The organism is Paenibacillus sp. 4624, from assembly GCF_050435065.1.
Classification (GTDB): Bacteria; Bacillota; Bacilli; order Paenibacillales; family Paenibacillaceae; genus Paenibacillus; species Paenibacillus amylolyticus_D.
Genome location: NZ_JBNDJR010000004.1, coordinates 228,048 through 243,505 on the forward strand (window position 1 = coordinate 228,048; position 15,458 = coordinate 243,505).

Consider the following 15,458-nt stretch of genomic DNA (forward strand, 5'->3'; position numbering starts at 1 on the left):
AAAACAATTCCTCCAATATACGTACTTCTCGTGCCGAGAATGTTTAAACCTGTTCAGCCTACTATCGATCTAGGTCTAACTCAACCCGCTATCGTATTGTAGACGGTATCGCTGCAAAGTTCAAGAAAAGTACTTAGTCTTTCTGCACAGCAAACCGAAGCAACTCGCAACGAAACTCTGTAGGTTCATCATACTTCTCTTCTTGGATCGTCTGGGTTACATGCTCCTGAAACAGAATGTTCCAGTCCTCGTAGGCCTGTTCCAGTAATGCGATGACTTCGGATGTGGGCAAGTTCAATTCAATCAATGGCTCGATCTGACGGCCTGTCTGGATTTCTTTTTCTTCCACACTGGTACTCATCGTAATACAATGGATACCTCCGAGCCGGGTTCCCTCTTTTAAGCGCTCCACTGTTTCAAGAAAGGCCTCTTTGCTGGATGTGTGCTCCAAACATGAACAAGCCGCAATAAAATCAAAGGCATTCGGTTGAATCCGGTAATGCTCAACATCTGCTTTTTCGGCCTGAACGATGTGATCCACCTCATACTGCTTCGCATACTTACGAAGTCCGTCTACCGCTTCATCCAGCAGATCCACGCCAATAACCTCGCTGTTTGTGTCTGACAAACGTTGTGCAATCGGTATGGTGTGTCTGCCCACACCGCATCCCAGGTCAAGTACACGTAATTGTTGTTTATGAACAAGCAAACGTTCCAACATCTCCACCACCATAGGCATGGGTCTGGACATCCATGTTCCTTCTTCAAACAGTTCATTGTTTTTATAAAAGTTAGAATGATATCCCGCTTCAGCTTGACGAGCAGCCTCAAACTGTTCTTCTCGCATTCCGGTACCTCCTGTAATGGATTTAGACCTTACAGTAACGTTCACCCAAAAGCGAAGAAAAGAATCATATAGATCACCATCATGACTAAACTGGCCGTGACAAGTATTTTCCCCGCATCTCGTTTACTCGCATAGTCATTAAATAACAGTATTCCACCGACAGTCATCGCAATAGGCGCAAAAAATATCGTCATGATGACGAGCAGTACCATAGAGTAACGATCCAATGTCGATTCTTCATACTCCACCATATATGGCTGATCTGGCTTTGCCGTTTTGGTCGTTACCATATTGCCGCACGACTTACATTTGAATTCATCCGCTCCCATAGGTTGATGACAATACGAGCATTCTCTTGAAAAACGTGGCATATCTATCTCCCTCCAAGTGAAATCTATGTTGGATGGTCAATATATAACTGAAAGTTTAACAACATTTAGGTAATCAGTGAACCCTCTCTCAACGCGGCATGTGTTTCTGCAAAAAAGCTTCTAGCACCGCTTTATATTTCTCGCGATCAACCTGAAACGCCGTTCCGTGACCTGCACGGGGAATCGTCAGCAGTTCCTTCTCTGCCTTACAAACTTCGTACAAACGATACACCATTTCCGTTGGCACAAACATGTCCGCCTCACCATGGATGAACAGCACAGGAACGTTAACCTTGGCTAGTTGTTTCAGTGCGGATGCTTCTTTAAACGAGTACCCTGCTTTCCATTTGGTAATCAAACTGGTCACCGGAATGAACGGAAAGGCCGGTAGCTTGTACAACTGCTTCAACTGAAACGTCAATTCCTCCTCCACCGAGGTATACGCACAGTCCGATACGATGGCTCTGACCTGATCCGGCAGTTCTTCCCCGCCTGTCATCAGCACAGTGGCACCTCCCATCGATATGCCATGCAGAACAATATCTGCATTTTTGTCCACATGATCCAGAACCCAACCGATCCACTGAATATAGTCTTTCCGGTCTAACCAGCCAAATCCGATGATCTCTCCTTCACTCTGACCATGTCCGCGATCATCCGGCATTAATACGTGATAACCCAGAGTTTCAGCGTAAAATCGGGCGAACCCCGCCATTTCTCTGCCTTTCCCCGAGTAGCCGTGAGCCAGAATAACTGTTCTTGCAGACTCGTTCTTTGATGAGAGCCAGATGCCGGAAAGTCTCAATCCATCTTGAGACTGAATGGTAACGGTCTTGCTATCCTGAGCATCAAGCCAGTGTAAATCAGCAACAGTGCTGATCAGTTCATCTTCCACTTCCATCTTAAGATTGGGGTTATCCGCCAAAAATGTTTTCGGTGTACGACGAATGGCTGTCTTGAAGAAATAAAGCCCTCCGCCCCATAGCAGAGCCATTATTGTTATTATGAGAGCCGCCAGCCCATAAAATATCATGTAAAAGATCCTCCATTTCAGTCAATGAGTTATAGCGACTCCATGTTTAATCAGGTTATAATGCTTCACAACCTAGCATGCTTCAACTTTTGTTAACCTGCTGAAGCGCTCCGCAAGCAACCTGGTACGCGGGAAGAAGCTTGTCCAGCAATGGTTCTGCTTGATGGGTTCGTTCCTGTTTCGCGTATTCCTCAATCTGGCTGAACAACGTTGAGAGATAACTAATACCGAGGCTCAGACTTCCTGATTTCAAATCATGGGCTGTCTCGGCTGCCGCTTCATGATCGGCTGAAACAACATGCCTGCGCAGGTCCTCAATTTTACCCGGCGTTTCCGCACGGTACATCTCCAGCAACATGCTGAGCAACGTTTGACTGCCATCCGTGTTTAATTCAGCAATTTCACGGACAACGTCCATATTCAGAATCTGTGCAGGTTTCGATGCCGAGTGCCACTTCCGAATGGTCGTGCCGAGCACCTCTAAGGTAACTGGCTTACCGATAAAGTCATTCATTCCAGCCTCATAACACCTGTCCTTCTCACTTTGCATTACATTGCCGGTCATTGCGATAATCGGCGTCGCTGGACGCATCTCATCCCGCTCCATTGCACGAATCTGACGTGCGGCTTCAATCCCGTCCATAACGGGCATCATACTATCCATCAAAATCAGACTGTATGTTTTATCGCGAAATGCATTCACAGCTTCTTCCCCACTGGAGACACATTCGAGTTCAGTAAAACCCAGCTTTTTGAGTTGCAGTTGAACAAGCTGGCGGTTAATAACATTGTCATCAGCCAGTAGAATCGGTACAGTGCGGGCCTCCTGCTCAGGTGCATCCCGAGAACTGTTCTTCGTTGTATCACCAACATCGTTTTTCGCACCATCTGTAGGATTCGAAGTTTCGTCTGCTACCGTTAGCTGGGCACTTTCTCCGCTTTCCACCCTTTGTAGCCCAAGTTCAAGCTCAAACCAGAAAGTGGACCCTTGTCCTTCCTTACTCTGGATTCCAATCTCTCCGTTCATTAATTGAACGAGTGACTTGCAGATCGATAAACCAAGGCCTGTACCTTCATGCTCTTTCGAACGTCCCTGTTCTGTCTGCATATATGGCTGAAAAAGACGAGCCTGGTCTGCTTTTGAAATACCGATCCCCGTATCATGCACCTCGAAGCGTACAAGCTGAGTGCGTGCCTGATGCCTCACAAGCTTAACTTCCGCCTTAACAGATCCATCGGTAGTGAATTTGTTTGCGTTCTGAATCAGGTTAATCAGTATTTGTGTAATTCGAGTGGAATCTCCTTCAAGTACGGCGGCGACTTCTGGGTCACAATCCATGGTAATACAATTTCTTTTCTTATCAATCTGTGGCTTAAGCAAACGCAAGATGTGATCCAGAATCTCTTGGAGCTTCACCTCTCCTTGTTCAAGACGCAATTGACCTGCTTCAAGTTTGGAAAAATCGAGAAGATCCTGAATTAATTTGAGCAAAAGCTTGGCTGCCTCTTGGATAACATTTACTGAATCTTTCTGCTCCTCCGATAACGGCGATAACATTAACAACTCAGCCATCCCCAATATTCCGTTTAGCGGTGTCCGAAAGTCGTGGCTAATGACCGCCATAAAAGCACTTTTTGATTCGTCAGATGCTACAGCCTTCTGACGTGCTGACTCCAGGCCTGCATTGTTCTTGGAAAGTTGCCGCTGAAGCGTCACAAGCTCATTATTCATATCGGAAAATGCTGACAGTGTGCGTTCCTCTTGCTCTTTGCTTCGAATCAGTTGGTCCGATAACTGCTCAATCGTTTTACGCAGCCTCTGTATCTCTTCATTGTCATTCGGCATCCCTTCATCCCTTCCCTATTCACTTGCCGTACTTACATTGTCAAGCGACACTGGATGATTAAGCAGACGTTCAGCAATAGCAACAGCCTCTTCTGCTCCAGGTGCATAACCATCAGCACCGACTGCTCGCCATAATTCCTTGTCTATATTAAACGGATAACCGCCAACCATCACTTTGATATGAGCCGTTTCTGCATGGTTACGAATACGTTCAATCAACTCTTTAGCCAGATGAAGATGATAAGTCATCGTCACCGAAATCGCTACTACATCACTCTCATGCCGCTTGATTGCTTCCACAATGCTTCCGTTTGGAACATTAGCTCCAAGATAATACGTATCCCAGCCTTCCATTTCGAATACATCTGTAAGCATGCGCAACCCAATCTCGTGCTGTTCACTCCCCACACAGGCCGCGACCAGTCTTTTTCCCTTATTCGGCTCAATCAGCCATCTGGAGTACAAACGAGAAATAAATGATTGTGTTGCTGCTGTGCAGAAATGCTCCTGACCTACACTAATCTGCCCCAGTTGCCATAACCGACCAATCTCATATTGAACAGGCTGAAAAATATACCGATACATATCACGGATCGATGCTCCAGCATCCAATTCCGAATCGATCATAGCAAAAGCTTCTCTCCGTCGGTTATCCAGAAGATATTGTAAATAAGCCTTTGCTTCGAACCCGTAGGGCATAGATTCATGAATAAAGCTGGACTGGGTCTCCATTTGCTTCGTGACATCGATCCCCAACTCCAAATATTCCAATAGAAGCTCACGATGAGGTTGTTCGAATTCTTCATTCAATGCCTGTTTGATTAGCTTGAGGTTCATTCCCAGATCCTCTGCCGATACCCGATAACCGGCAAGCAGCACTTTTAACCACGATATATAGTGAGTGAACAAACTGGGACTTTTCACAAGCACACTTTCCGCCAGATAGCTCAGACTGTACTGTGAGTCCTGCTTGGTTCTTATTTTTCCAATCGGACCGAAACGCTCCATTAAGTCGGGCTGCAACCGATACTGCATTTCGGTTATTTTCTCAGCCAAGATCCCTGCATCTTGAAGCAAACGTTCTCCGGCCTCCCAATGACTCATCGGCGCATTCCTCCTTTGTCTGCATCCTGTGCCAAACAAATCTTTTTCATGTATATATTTCGTTTGAGACAATTCTATTAATCTAGTATACATGGAGCGTTCTATATCATTTCGATGCTATAAAACAATCTTCCTATATTATGAAGCTATACGCAAGCCATATAGCCAGTATCCGAGTTATGTTAAAGACAAAAAAAAAACGGATCCACGTTATATACGCAGGTCCGTTTTGCCTTCTGCAGCAAGTCCTAGTTTCTTCAGCAGGCGGATCGCCTCAACTTTTTCGGATGGTTCAAGTCCCTCCAAAATGTCGATAATGACTTGGTGATGCTGTGGAAATATTTGCGTGAATAACTGTTTTCCTTCTTCCGTCAATTCCGCATATATAACTCGGCGATCCTCCTTGGAGGGACGGCGAAACAGTAAATTCTTGTTTTGTAACTTGTCAACAACATACGTTATATTGCCACTAGACATCAATACTTTTTCACCGATCTTTTGCAAAGCCTGTGGTCCTTTATGATATAACAAGTCAAGTACTCCAAATTCTGTGGAATTGAGTCCATGGCTCTGGATGTCCCGATTGGAACGTGATGTCACTGAATTGTAAGCGCGAATAAGAACCACAAACAATTGCAATGACAACTCCCGGTTATCCTCCGTTTTCAGCATTTCTATAATCCTCCATCAGTTGTATGCATTTCCGTCCGTTTCACTGGATAACTTCTGCTCCCATTCCTCGCGGAGCATGCCCATCCGAATTGAATCATAATAGTCCCCGAGAACGAACCGGCACTTCCGCATTCGCCCCTCGATTTGCAGCCCGATCTTTGTTGCAGCCTTCATCATTCGCTCATTACCAGACCACGTAGTCAGTCCAACCCTAACGATAGGCAGATTTTCAAATAAATGACCTGACCACATATGAAGTGAACGTGTACCGATCCCTCTCCCCCATCGAGATGGTTTGTAGATGATAATTCCCATCTCAAGCCACATCGATAACGGATCTTCAATATAATAACTAATCAGTCCCACGATTTCTCCGTCTGCCTCAATGACCCGACTGGATGCTGGCCGTGCTGCTTTTTGATCTGCTTCCAGCCGTGCAAGCGTATGATGCACAAAACGCTCGTATGGTTCACGCTCCAGCGGATAATAAGGTGCATCCCACTTTTTCCATTCGGGGTGGTCATCCTTATAGATCAGCTCATATAGTTCAGTAAGGTCATCTTGCTCCACGATTCGAAGAACAAGCTCATCATCTCTAAGGGGCAGTTCTCTCATTCTGGATCATGACACCTGCTTTCCTTTAAATTCGTTACGGACGGTGAAGTTCGTCTATACTGCCGTCTTCTTTGGCAATGATCACAACGTCTGCCATCTTCACAAATAGTCCATTATCCACGACACCTGGTAACATATTCAGTTGTACGTTAAGTTCGGAAGCATCGGCAATGGCCCCCAGTTGACAGTCTGCAATCAGATTTCCGTTATCCGTAAGGTATTGTTTTGGCCCATCCATCCGCCACTTCGGCTGACATCCCATGTTTTCGAGCGCCTTAAAAGTCCATTCCGATGCAAAAGGTACGACCTCAACCGGTAAAGGGAATTTCCCCAGTTTTTGTACAGCCTTGCTACCGTCAGCAACAATAATCAGCTTATCGCTATTTGCTGCCACTATTTTTTCACGCAAAAGAGCTCCGCCACCGCCTTTGATCAGGTTGAAATCCGGATCTACTTCATCCGCTCCATCAATCGTCAGATCCAATCGTCCAATCTGGTCAAAAGGAATAATTGGAATGCCCCATTCCCGTGCCAGCTTGTCTGAAGCCTCTGAGGTAGCTACTGCCTGAATGTTCAGACCTGCCCGAACCCGCTCCCCAATTCGACATATTGCATAATATGCGGTTGAGCCTGTGCCCAAACCAACTTTCATTCCATCTTCAACGAACGATGCCGCATGTTCTGCCGCAATCTGCTTCAGATTCATTATTTAACCCCCGCCTGCTCTTTAATTTGTATAAAACCATATGTAGTTATTATAGATAAAACCTCATCCGATGTATATCCAAGCTTCCTGGACAGATTAAGACCGATTTTTTGATGATAAATGGTGTAATTTTCCTTGCTATGTTATAGAATACAGAATGAAACTAAAAAATGGCAATTTTTAAAAATAAACAGTACTAATTACCTATAAAAAGAAAGATATGTCCATAAGTACGTAAAATATTAAAAAAGTTTTAACAAAGCTATTCAATTTAACGACATTTTGCACGACATAATAGATATAGATGTGTTTTAATAATTAGACACAGTTGTTTCGAAAGGGTACATAAGTCTTGCATAGTGACCAAGAAACCGAGACCATTGTCGCACTTTCCCTTTTAGAAGGAGATGACAGAATGAAATAATTTTTGCTCCAAAAGCGCATCTTACAGATTCTTAATTTACAGAAGATCAGGAGTGGAGTTTAGTGAAATCATTGAGTTGGAAAAACATGTCGTTTTTCTCCAAAAACCTATTGCTCTCATTTACCAACATCATCATTATTGGCGTGGCTCTGATTGCAAGCAGTTATTACTTCCAAAGAACGATTCTGGTCGATCAACTGCATGGACAAGTATCACAGATTACGAAAAAGTGGGCTCAAGATATTAATGCCGCAGATGTACAAACTGCAATCACAGAGCGCAGCTACGACGGTACTGCTCAGACGAAACTAAGAGCTTATTTTGACGAAATGCAAAAATATTATCCTAACATTGCACAAGCCTATATCTTCGGTGTGGAGCTTGGCGGCGACAACAAACGGTTAACTTCCCTTGTTGCAATGCCAACGAACCTGAGAGAGGCTTTTCAGAGCGACAACGTAAATATTGGCGATATGTACGAACAACCGGTCGTTGTAGCCAATGCTCTGAAAGAGATGCTAAATACCGATCGTCCAACGTTCACCACCTTTTATTCCGATGACTTCGGAACCTGGACAACCATTGCTTATCCGATCAAAGACAGCAACGGCAAAATTTTTGCTTATTTCGCTGTGGATGCGGACGCCAGTGCAGTTCCAAAAGGTCTGAATTCCTTGTTATTAAATGGAGTTATTATTCTTGTAGCGTTCTTGCTCCTGTTCCTCATTATTCAATATCTTGTCGTTAAAAACACCCTCTCTCCGATTCGTCATCTGATCAAAGGCATTGATGAAGTCAGCAGAGGTAATTTGGATGTCAACATCCCGACAGGAAAAGACGATCTGGGACTTGTAAACGAAAAATTCAACGTCATGGTACGCCGTATCAATGACACGATCGTTAAAGTACAAATGACCTCTCAGGAAGTAAACCAGTCTGCGAAGGAACTTTATGAAGTCTCTGAGCGTAACAGTGAAAATGCAGACTCTATTAACAGTAACGTTGTGCATATTAGTACAAACATCCGTTCACAAGAACAGGCTACCCGTGACAGCGCACGCGCAATGTCCGAGATGGCTACCGTAATCCAGACCATTGCAAGTAGTTCCGCAAGTGTTGCGGACGAAGCCTATGAGATGGAGCGCCGTTCACAACAAGGTAATACTGTAGTTCGTCAGGTATCCGAGCAAATGAACCTGATTACGCAGTCTGTGAAAAATACGGCTTCTGCAATCGAAGTCCTTGAGAGCCGTTCACAGGAAATCGGTGACATTCTGAACATAATCTCAGGGATATCAAGCCAAACTAATCTGCTTGCTCTTAATGCATCCATTGAAGCAGCTCGTGTAGGTGAAGAAGGAAGAGGTTTTGCGGTCGTAGCTGGCGAAGTCCGTAAGCTTGCCGAACAGTCTGAACAGGCAACCAGTCAGGTTGGCGTATTGATTCAAGAGATCCAGGCTGGTATTAAACAAGCTGTTCAAGCCATGGAACAAGGTACATCTGAAGTAGATACAGGTCTCTCCGTAGCCGATCAAACCGGTCAATTGTTTGATGAAATCTTGGAAGCAGCGAAAAAGGTATCCCATCAGATTCAGGAAGTTTCGAGTGCAACCCAGGAAATTTCAGCAGGCACAGAAGAGATGACTGCAACAGCGGATGATTTGTCTGCAAGCGTAAGCAAGACAGCTGATAGCAGTGAAAAGATCTCTGTATCTGTAGACGAGCAAAAGGCTTCTCTGATTACGCTGGTAGACTCCTCCACTCGACTCAATGATATGTCTGAAGAGCTGCAGGAATTGATTTCTCATTTCAATGTAAGCAAGCAACAATAAAAAAATAACTAACACTCGGTTTCAACCAAGGAGGATACCTGAAGTGATTGAAAACCAATCTTTCTCCCACTCCGTGGAATCTGGCTTACCTGTTCTTCAGATTCCATTGGATTATGGACGTCGCCAGCAAACATTCTCTTATGAGTCTACTCATATTACATTGAAAGCTTCATTGAGTCGTGAACTTAAACAGAAGTTTGGGGAACAGATGGTGTACCCTGCATTCCTTTCAGCTTATGCAGCCTTGTTATTCCGATTGTCTGCTGAAGAGGAGCTTGCGATTGGAGTACTCGCTCCGGATCAGGCAGCTTCTTATCTTTCATTAGAGCTTCAGGGCAAGACAACTTTCACTGAATTATTCGAACAGATTACGAAGCAACTTCAGATTCCTTATACACAACAAACCGGAGGATATCCTGAGACAATGTTTATGTTAAACAGTGTTCAATTGCCTCAGGCTCCTCAGGTGATGAACTGGAACGTTCGTTATGATCAGAACGAGATGATTCTCGATCTGTTTTATGACCGTTCGCTGCTACAAGAATCAACGATATTGCGATATGCGGAGTATTTTCAAACATTGCTTCTCGCTCTCTTGCGTGATGGTCACAAAGCAATCGGTGCAGTAGACATTCTGTCTACTTCAGACCGTTTGCTCTATCGGGAAATGAATGACACGGCGGTACTTGAGCCAGCATATCCGACCATCCATAGCTGGTTTGAAGCCGTCGCTGCGGCATACCCGAATTCTCCGGCGATCACCTCACTTTCAGCGAGTTATACGTACCGGGAATTAAATGAACGCGCGAATCAGGTTGCTCGCGTATTAATATCCAACGGATTAAAGCAAGGTGAATTTGTCAGTATTTTTATGGATCGCAGCCTGGATACAATCATCTCGTTGCTCGGTGTTCTTAAAGCAGGCGGTGCCTACGTACCGATTGATCCTGAACATCCGCAAGAACGGAACAGTTACATTGTCGAAGATACAGCTTCTCCGTTTGTACTGACAACAGAAGCCTCGTTTGATCAAGCCAAAGCATTGTTTTCCGGTATTTCTACGGTACGTCACATTCTTTCCGTAGACGGACGACTTGCAGGATTTGCTGCCAGCAATCCGAACCTGGATATCAAACCAGATGATCTCGCTTACGTCATTTATACTTCAGGCTCTACTGGCAAACCAAAGGGCGCACTGATCGCTCACCGGGGTGTCACCAATCTGGGCAGTGTTGTACAGCGTGACTGTGACATTCAACCCGGCGATGTATTAACGCAGTTTGCCACATATAGCTTCGATGCATCAGTATGGGATACGATTGGTGCTCTGTTCTATGGAGCCGAGCTTTATCTGTTATCTGCAGAAGAACGAGTATCTATTGAAGAGTTTGCAAGTGCAATCGAAAGAACAGGAACGACCATTATTACGATATTGCCCACCATTTTCTTCAATCAACTGGCTTCTTATCTGTCTGATGAAGGCTTTCATAAACTGGCAAAAGTACGCATCATCACCGTAGCCGGGGAGGCCCTCTATGGAGAACAGGTTCGGGCTTTCCAACGCAAATTTGGCAATCAGATTGACATCGTTAATGTATACGGACCAACAGAATGCACCGTGGCTACCACGACACACCGGATTAGTGAACAGGTCCCGGGACACGTCGTTAATATTCCGATTGGCAGACCTATTCATAATTACAAAGTTTATATTGTCAACGAAGAACATCAGCTCTGTCCTGTAGGCGTACCTGGCGAAGTGTATATCGCAACTCCTGCGCTTGCCAAAGGCTACTTGAACCAGCCGGAGCGCACTGAGCAATCCTTTATTGATAACCCGTTTGCGATTGGCGAGAAAATATACAAGTCCGGGGATATTGCCAAAATGCTGGATACCGGATTACTGGAATATGTGGGACGCAGTGACTCTCAGCTTAAAATTCGGGGTCACCGAATCGAGATCGGTGAAATCGAAGATCATCTGGCCAGACTGGAGCAGATCCAGGATGTTGCCGTTATTGCAAAAAAGGAAGCGGATGGGCAAAACATGCTCGTGGGTTACTTTACATCCAAAGATGGAAGCACCCTTTCCGTAACGGATATCAAAGCAACACTTTCAGAGAAACTTCCATCCTACTTTGTACCAAAATGGATCTGCCAGCTGGATGAGATGCCTATTGCCCCAACAGGGAAAATCAACCGCAAGGCCATGGTATCCATGCCACATGCTGAACGTCATACCGATCAGCCAGACCGCGTGATGCCGGAGACAGAAACGGAATCTATACTCTTCCATGCTTGGAAAGAGATTTTGCAACATGAGGAGTTTGGTGTCGAAGACAGTTTCTTCAGTATTGGTGGCGACTCCCTGCGTGTCATCCATGTTCTGGTTCTTCTGAAGCCACATTATCCGCAGCTGAAAATCGCCGATTTCTTTGCGGAGAAAACAATTCGCGCACTTGCTCGCCGAGTCGCACTTTTATCAGAGCAACGTGAACCGGCGAAACAGACATCCACTGCAACTGGCATCATCACGCAGCTTTCCGAACATCCGGTGGAACTGTCTCCCCAGCTTGGATATCCGAACATTCTACAGCCTGAACATGTGCTGCTGACGGGTGCAACCGGTTATCTGGGCTCACATGTACTGCAGCAGTTAATTGTGAAGTCTTCGGCACGGATCTACGCTCTTGTTCGTCGTCCAAGCGATGGCACGACAGCAATGGCACGTTTAAGCAAAGTAATGTTGGGTTATTTCGGCAAACAACTTGCTGACCAGCTCGAAGGTCGTGTTGTGATTGTTGAAGGGAATTTGGAGGAAAAGAATCTGGGTCTTGCCGCCGAGCAACAAACGTTGCTTGAGTCAAGGATTGACCGTATCATTCACTGCGCCGCTGATGTTCGTCATTTCGGGGAAGCGGCACAGTTCGCTAAAACCAATGTCGAAGGCACAGTTGCTTTGTTAGACCTGATACGTAACAAAAAAGGAGCTTCGTTCCATCACATATCCACGATGGGCATACCCGAAGATCTGGCCCTCAGCGGACAATGGGAATCTACATTGCAATATGACCGTTTCCCGGAAGAGTTACATGTGGACAATGTCTACTCCGACAGTAAGCTCGAAGCCGAGAAAGTACTCATGAATGCCGCAGCAGAAGGAGTGCCAGTCAGCATTTACCGTGCAGGCAACCTGACATGTGATTCTCGTACAGGTCGTTTTCAGACAAATATTGATAGCAATGCGATCTACCGCATGATCAAGGCCATGTTATTGCTGGGCAAAGCCCCTGCCGCCGACTGGCTGATGGACTTTACCCCGATCAATTATGCCAGCGAAGCAATCGTACATCTGGCCTTACGTCAGGATACAGCTGGCCGTGTATTCCATATCTGTAATCCAGAGCCGATCCGGTATGATGCCTTGGTAGAAGCGGTGAAGCATGCAGGTTATAATGTCGAAACAATGCCGTTTGAAGACTATAACCACTGGCTGTTTGATACAACAATTGCCAAAGAACCGGAAGCTCTGCAACTTGCGATTGCTCAGTTGGAAGGTGACGGAGCGAAGGATTCAGCATATGCCTATGCATCACCGGTAACAACGGCTTATGTCGAACCAGCAGGAATCTTCTGCGCCAAAACCGATGAGCGTTTCATTCATACCATGCTGGACTATGCAGTTCAGATCGGTTATTTTCCTGCAGCAATTCGTCCGAATTATGGTACAACAACAGTTGCAGATTAAACGATATGTCGGATAACGATATCAATAGAAATAAATAAAGCAAAAGCCACTTTATCGCGTTACGGCGATAAGTGGCTTTTTTTGCATAAAGATGAGTGAAAAATGGGGAGTGATCGTAATAACGACGTAACCTCTTTAATACGCTGTCTTTTCACCACATAAAACTATATCCAACGGATTACAGCAATGATAGCAAGATGAGCCGGATAGAAATAACGCCAGATCCACCGAGGCCCTTTCAAACGGAAACCTGCCTGGTAGTACTGTGCAATTGCAATCCCCATCGTTGCTAGCATGCTGTACATCTGGAGAGAGCTGTGATGGAGCAACAAATAAAGTGCATTCAATACAACATGTGCCATGACCAACACTGGCCCTTTGAAGTAACGGAATAACAGCACGAGCAGCAGACCATACATACCATAATCCATATGTGACCATTCCATTACCCATCCCGCCCCGATCGCAATCGGGATACTGATCAGCTTAGAAGACAGCCGATCCAGAGCCAGCAGCACCAGCAGTGCCGACCACAGGGTCCAGACTACATTTAGCGAAAAATGATTAAACGCAGCCATAAACGGCACTTGGGAAATCACTGCGATCCAAAACAATCGCCATATGTATTTCTGTACATTACGTGTATGCTTGTAGCCGATATATACAGCAAAGGCATAGATAGGAAAAGCGATACGGCCGATGATTCTCAGTTCAACCACATGCGGAAAAAACACAGCTCCTATATGATCAATCAACATCGTAATCATGGCAATCCACTGCATCATATCTGGTTATCCCTCCTTATCTCGTCAACACCAGATGATGTATTGTAACAACTTAATCAGGACCCATTTTCACGCTCAACGTTACATTCATAATACATGAAGCTTTGATCCTGTGTATATCCTTCGGATTCATATAATGCTTGAGCCTGCTGATTGCTAATCGCTGTAGAAAGTACAATTCGAAGAATCTGCTGTTTCTTGGCTTGCTTCATCACCGCCTGCATCAGCTTTCGGGCTATCCCCTGCTTCCGATATTTTGAATCCACGAACAGGTCGTTCAGAATCCAGATCGGTCCCATCGAAACGGAACTATAACTGGGATAAATTTGTACCAAACCCATAGCGGTGTCAGGCATCTTTGATCCTTCGTTACACGCAGCAATAAAAATCATTGATTCTTGCTTACTCATCCGTTCTTTAATAAAAGATGTCGCTGCCTCCAGATCTGAATGCTGACCATAAAACATGCGATACTCATTAAAAAGCCTCGATACTTCCGAAATATCATTTGGATTCGCTTGTCTAATTTTGATTTTCATTTCCTTCGTGTTTTTCACGTCCCTTTTCCCCTACTTTCTCTTCATTCTTTTCCTTACAATACATCCCTCGAATTAGATCTTCCTGAAGTCCATTGTAAAAGAAATCATGCCTTTGCCCCATTCATCATCAGGAGTAAAGTTTGCATTTATGTATCCTTTGCCGAATCATGCCATACCTAAAGTATATTTCTACTCAAGTGTTGCACACTATAGTGATCATTGTTCACTCACAGATACGGTAGCCATTGCTTGAAGAGGCTGCACGAACCGAGATCGGATCAGACTTGGCAGCCAGATCGTAAGCGGAACGATCAGGCAAACGCAAAAAGGCGGCGAAAGCCTCACCAGCTCCGTCGCCCTAAACGAATATGATTTTAGTAGGTTTCTGAATTCATCCGCTCTTGAGCGGGTCCTGATTCAGGGAAAACAACTCCCTTTTTCAAAATGAGGTTCGCGTATTGAGCACGTTCACCCGTTGCAACAATGACATACGCTTTGGTGGCACGTTCATAAAAATCAAAACGATCCTCGTATTCGAGTGCATCTCTCATATCCTCGTATTGCTCAATTAACCGCCGGTAATCTTCCCAGATAATCGGAATGACTGGATCACCTTTAACCACCTGCATGACGGCGGCTGGTCGCTCTACATAGGTGTCTAGCGGAAATAGCTGTAATACAGCTTCCAATAGTTGCACAGTGCCAATGCCATCACAGCGTACTAAACGTTCAGCATGGCTGGCCGCAGGGAAGTTTGCATCCGTTAGCACAAGTTCATCACCATGTCCCATTTCGGACATAAGTTTGAGGAGTTCAGGCGGAAGGATCGCAGGAATATTTTTCAGCATCATTAAACGCTCCTTACATAACAAATTTTTTATTACTTTGGAAGCCGTTTCATCCCTATTCTAGCAGGAATTTTTACGCTTTGCATCG

13 protein-coding genes are annotated in these 15,458 nt (G+C 45.1%); 2 read left to right on the forward strand and 11 right to left on the reverse strand.

The window, feature by feature from the left end; genetic code table 11:
- Window positions 1–133 precede the first annotated feature (133 nt).
- From ABIE27_RS11485 to rpiA, 8 genes are all read right to left on the reverse strand, one after another.
- On the reverse strand, window positions 134–847 hold the full coding sequence (locus ABIE27_RS11485) for a class I SAM-dependent methyltransferase (protein WP_429350560.1): 714 nt from the start codon (window positions 845–847) through the stop codon (window positions 134–136).
- Window positions 848–888: 41 nt separating this feature from the next.
- A complete protein-coding gene (locus tag ABIE27_RS11490) occupies window positions 889–1,137 on the reverse strand; it encodes a hypothetical protein (protein WP_161556920.1) in 249 nt (82 codons plus the stop codon).
- 169 nt (window positions 1,138–1,306) lie between these two features.
- On the reverse strand, window positions 1,307–2,251 hold the full coding sequence (locus ABIE27_RS11495; RefSeq protein WP_123064390.1) for an alpha/beta hydrolase: 945 nt from the start codon (window positions 2,249–2,251) through the stop codon (window positions 1,307–1,309).
- A gap of 82 nt (window positions 2,252–2,333) precedes the next feature.
- Complete coding sequence (locus ABIE27_RS11500) at window positions 2,334–4,097, reverse strand: ATP-binding protein (RefSeq protein WP_429350561.1); 1,764 nt, start codon at window positions 4,095–4,097, stop codon at window positions 2,334–2,336.
- A 15-nt stretch (window positions 4,098–4,112) separates the two neighbouring features.
- Window positions 4,113–5,201: a cobalamin B12-binding domain-containing protein gene (locus ABIE27_RS11505; protein WP_123064388.1), complete on the reverse strand. Its 1,089-nt coding sequence runs from the start codon at window positions 5,199–5,201 to the stop codon at window positions 4,113–4,115.
- A 210-nt stretch (window positions 5,202–5,411) separates the two neighbouring features.
- Window positions 5,412–5,873 carry a MarR family winged helix-turn-helix transcriptional regulator gene (locus ABIE27_RS11510; RefSeq protein WP_123064387.1) on the reverse strand — a complete coding sequence of 154 codons (462 nt, stop codon included), beginning with the start codon at window positions 5,871–5,873 and terminating at the stop codon, window positions 5,412–5,414.
- 15 nt (window positions 5,874–5,888) lie between these two features.
- Window positions 5,889–6,488 carry a GNAT family N-acetyltransferase gene (locus ABIE27_RS11515; protein ID WP_123064386.1) on the reverse strand — a complete coding sequence of 200 codons (600 nt, stop codon included), beginning with the start codon at window positions 6,486–6,488 and terminating at the stop codon, window positions 5,889–5,891.
- Window positions 6,489–6,522: 34 nt separating this feature from the next.
- Entirely contained in the window at window positions 6,523–7,194 is a 672-nt protein-coding gene (gene rpiA, locus ABIE27_RS11520) for a ribose-5-phosphate isomerase RpiA (RefSeq protein WP_429350562.1), read from the reverse strand.
- Between the two features lie 510 nt (window positions 7,195–7,704).
- Between rpiA and ABIE27_RS11525 the strand changes: the two genes are divergently transcribed.
- Window positions 7,705–9,450 carry a methyl-accepting chemotaxis protein gene (locus ABIE27_RS11525; protein ID WP_123064523.1) on the forward strand — a complete coding sequence of 582 codons (1,746 nt, stop codon included), beginning with the start codon at window positions 7,705–7,707 and terminating at the stop codon, window positions 9,448–9,450.
- 43 nt (window positions 9,451–9,493) lie between these two features.
- On the forward strand, window positions 9,494–13,198 hold the full coding sequence (locus ABIE27_RS11530; RefSeq protein WP_123064384.1) for an amino acid adenylation domain-containing protein: 3,705 nt from the start codon (window positions 9,494–9,496) through the stop codon (window positions 13,196–13,198).
- Window positions 13,199–13,362: 164 nt separating this feature from the next.
- Here ABIE27_RS11530 and ABIE27_RS11535 read toward each other — a convergent pair whose 3' ends face one another.
- The 3 genes from ABIE27_RS11535 to ABIE27_RS11545 form a co-directional block, all read right to left on the reverse strand.
- Window positions 13,363–13,983, reverse strand: a complete 621-nt coding sequence (locus tag ABIE27_RS11535; RefSeq protein ID WP_240036829.1) for a TraX family protein — start codon at window positions 13,981–13,983, stop codon at window positions 13,363–13,365.
- Between the two features lie 56 nt (window positions 13,984–14,039).
- On the reverse strand, window positions 14,040–14,540 hold the full coding sequence (locus ABIE27_RS11540; protein ID WP_240036827.1) for a GNAT family N-acetyltransferase: 501 nt from the start codon (window positions 14,538–14,540) through the stop codon (window positions 14,040–14,042).
- A 356-nt stretch (window positions 14,541–14,896) separates the two neighbouring features.
- Window positions 14,897–15,370: an RbsD/FucU family protein gene (locus ABIE27_RS11545; RefSeq protein WP_123064383.1), complete on the reverse strand. Its 474-nt coding sequence runs from the start codon at window positions 15,368–15,370 to the stop codon at window positions 14,897–14,899.
- Window positions 15,371–15,458 lie beyond the last annotated feature (88 nt).

Excerpts from the sequence above, each read along its gene's own strand:
- ABIE27_RS11505 (WP_123064388.1), bottom strand. The coding sequence starts at position 5,201 with ATGAGTCATTGGGAGGCCGGAGAACGTTTGCTTCAAGATGCAGGGATC.
- ABIE27_RS11525 (WP_123064523.1), top strand. The coding sequence starts at position 7,705 with ATGTCGTTTTTCTCCAAAAACCTATTGCTCTCATTTACCAACATCATC.
- ABIE27_RS11545 (WP_123064383.1), bottom strand. The coding sequence starts at position 15,370 with ATGCTGAAAAATATTCCTGCGATCCTTCCGCCTGAACTCCTCAAACTT.
- ABIE27_RS11500 (WP_429350561.1), bottom strand. The coding sequence starts at position 4,097 with ATGCCGAATGACAATGAAGAGATACAGAGGCTGCGTAAAACGATTGAG.
- ABIE27_RS11515 (WP_123064386.1), bottom strand. The coding sequence starts at position 6,488 with ATGAGAGAACTGCCCCTTAGAGATGATGAGCTTGTTCTTCGAATCGTG.
- ABIE27_RS11495 (WP_123064390.1), bottom strand. The coding sequence starts at position 2,251 with ATGATATTTTATGGGCTGGCGGCTCTCATAATAACAATAATGGCTCTG.
- ABIE27_RS11490 (WP_161556920.1), bottom strand. The coding sequence starts at position 1,137 with ATGGTAACGACCAAAACGGCAAAGCCAGATCAGCCATATATGGTGGAG.
- rpiA (WP_429350562.1), bottom strand. The coding sequence starts at position 7,194 with ATGAATCTGAAGCAGATTGCGGCAGAACATGCGGCATCGTTCGTTGAA.
- ABIE27_RS11510 (WP_123064387.1), bottom strand. The coding sequence starts at position 5,873 with ATGCTGAAAACGGAGGATAACCGGGAGTTGTCATTGCAATTGTTTGTG.
- ABIE27_RS11535 (WP_240036829.1), bottom strand. The coding sequence starts at position 13,983 with ATGATGCAGTGGATTGCCATGATTACGATGTTGATTGATCATATAGGA.
- ABIE27_RS11485 (WP_429350560.1), bottom strand. The coding sequence starts at position 847 with ATGCGAGAAGAACAGTTTGAGGCTGCTCGTCAAGCTGAAGCGGGATAT.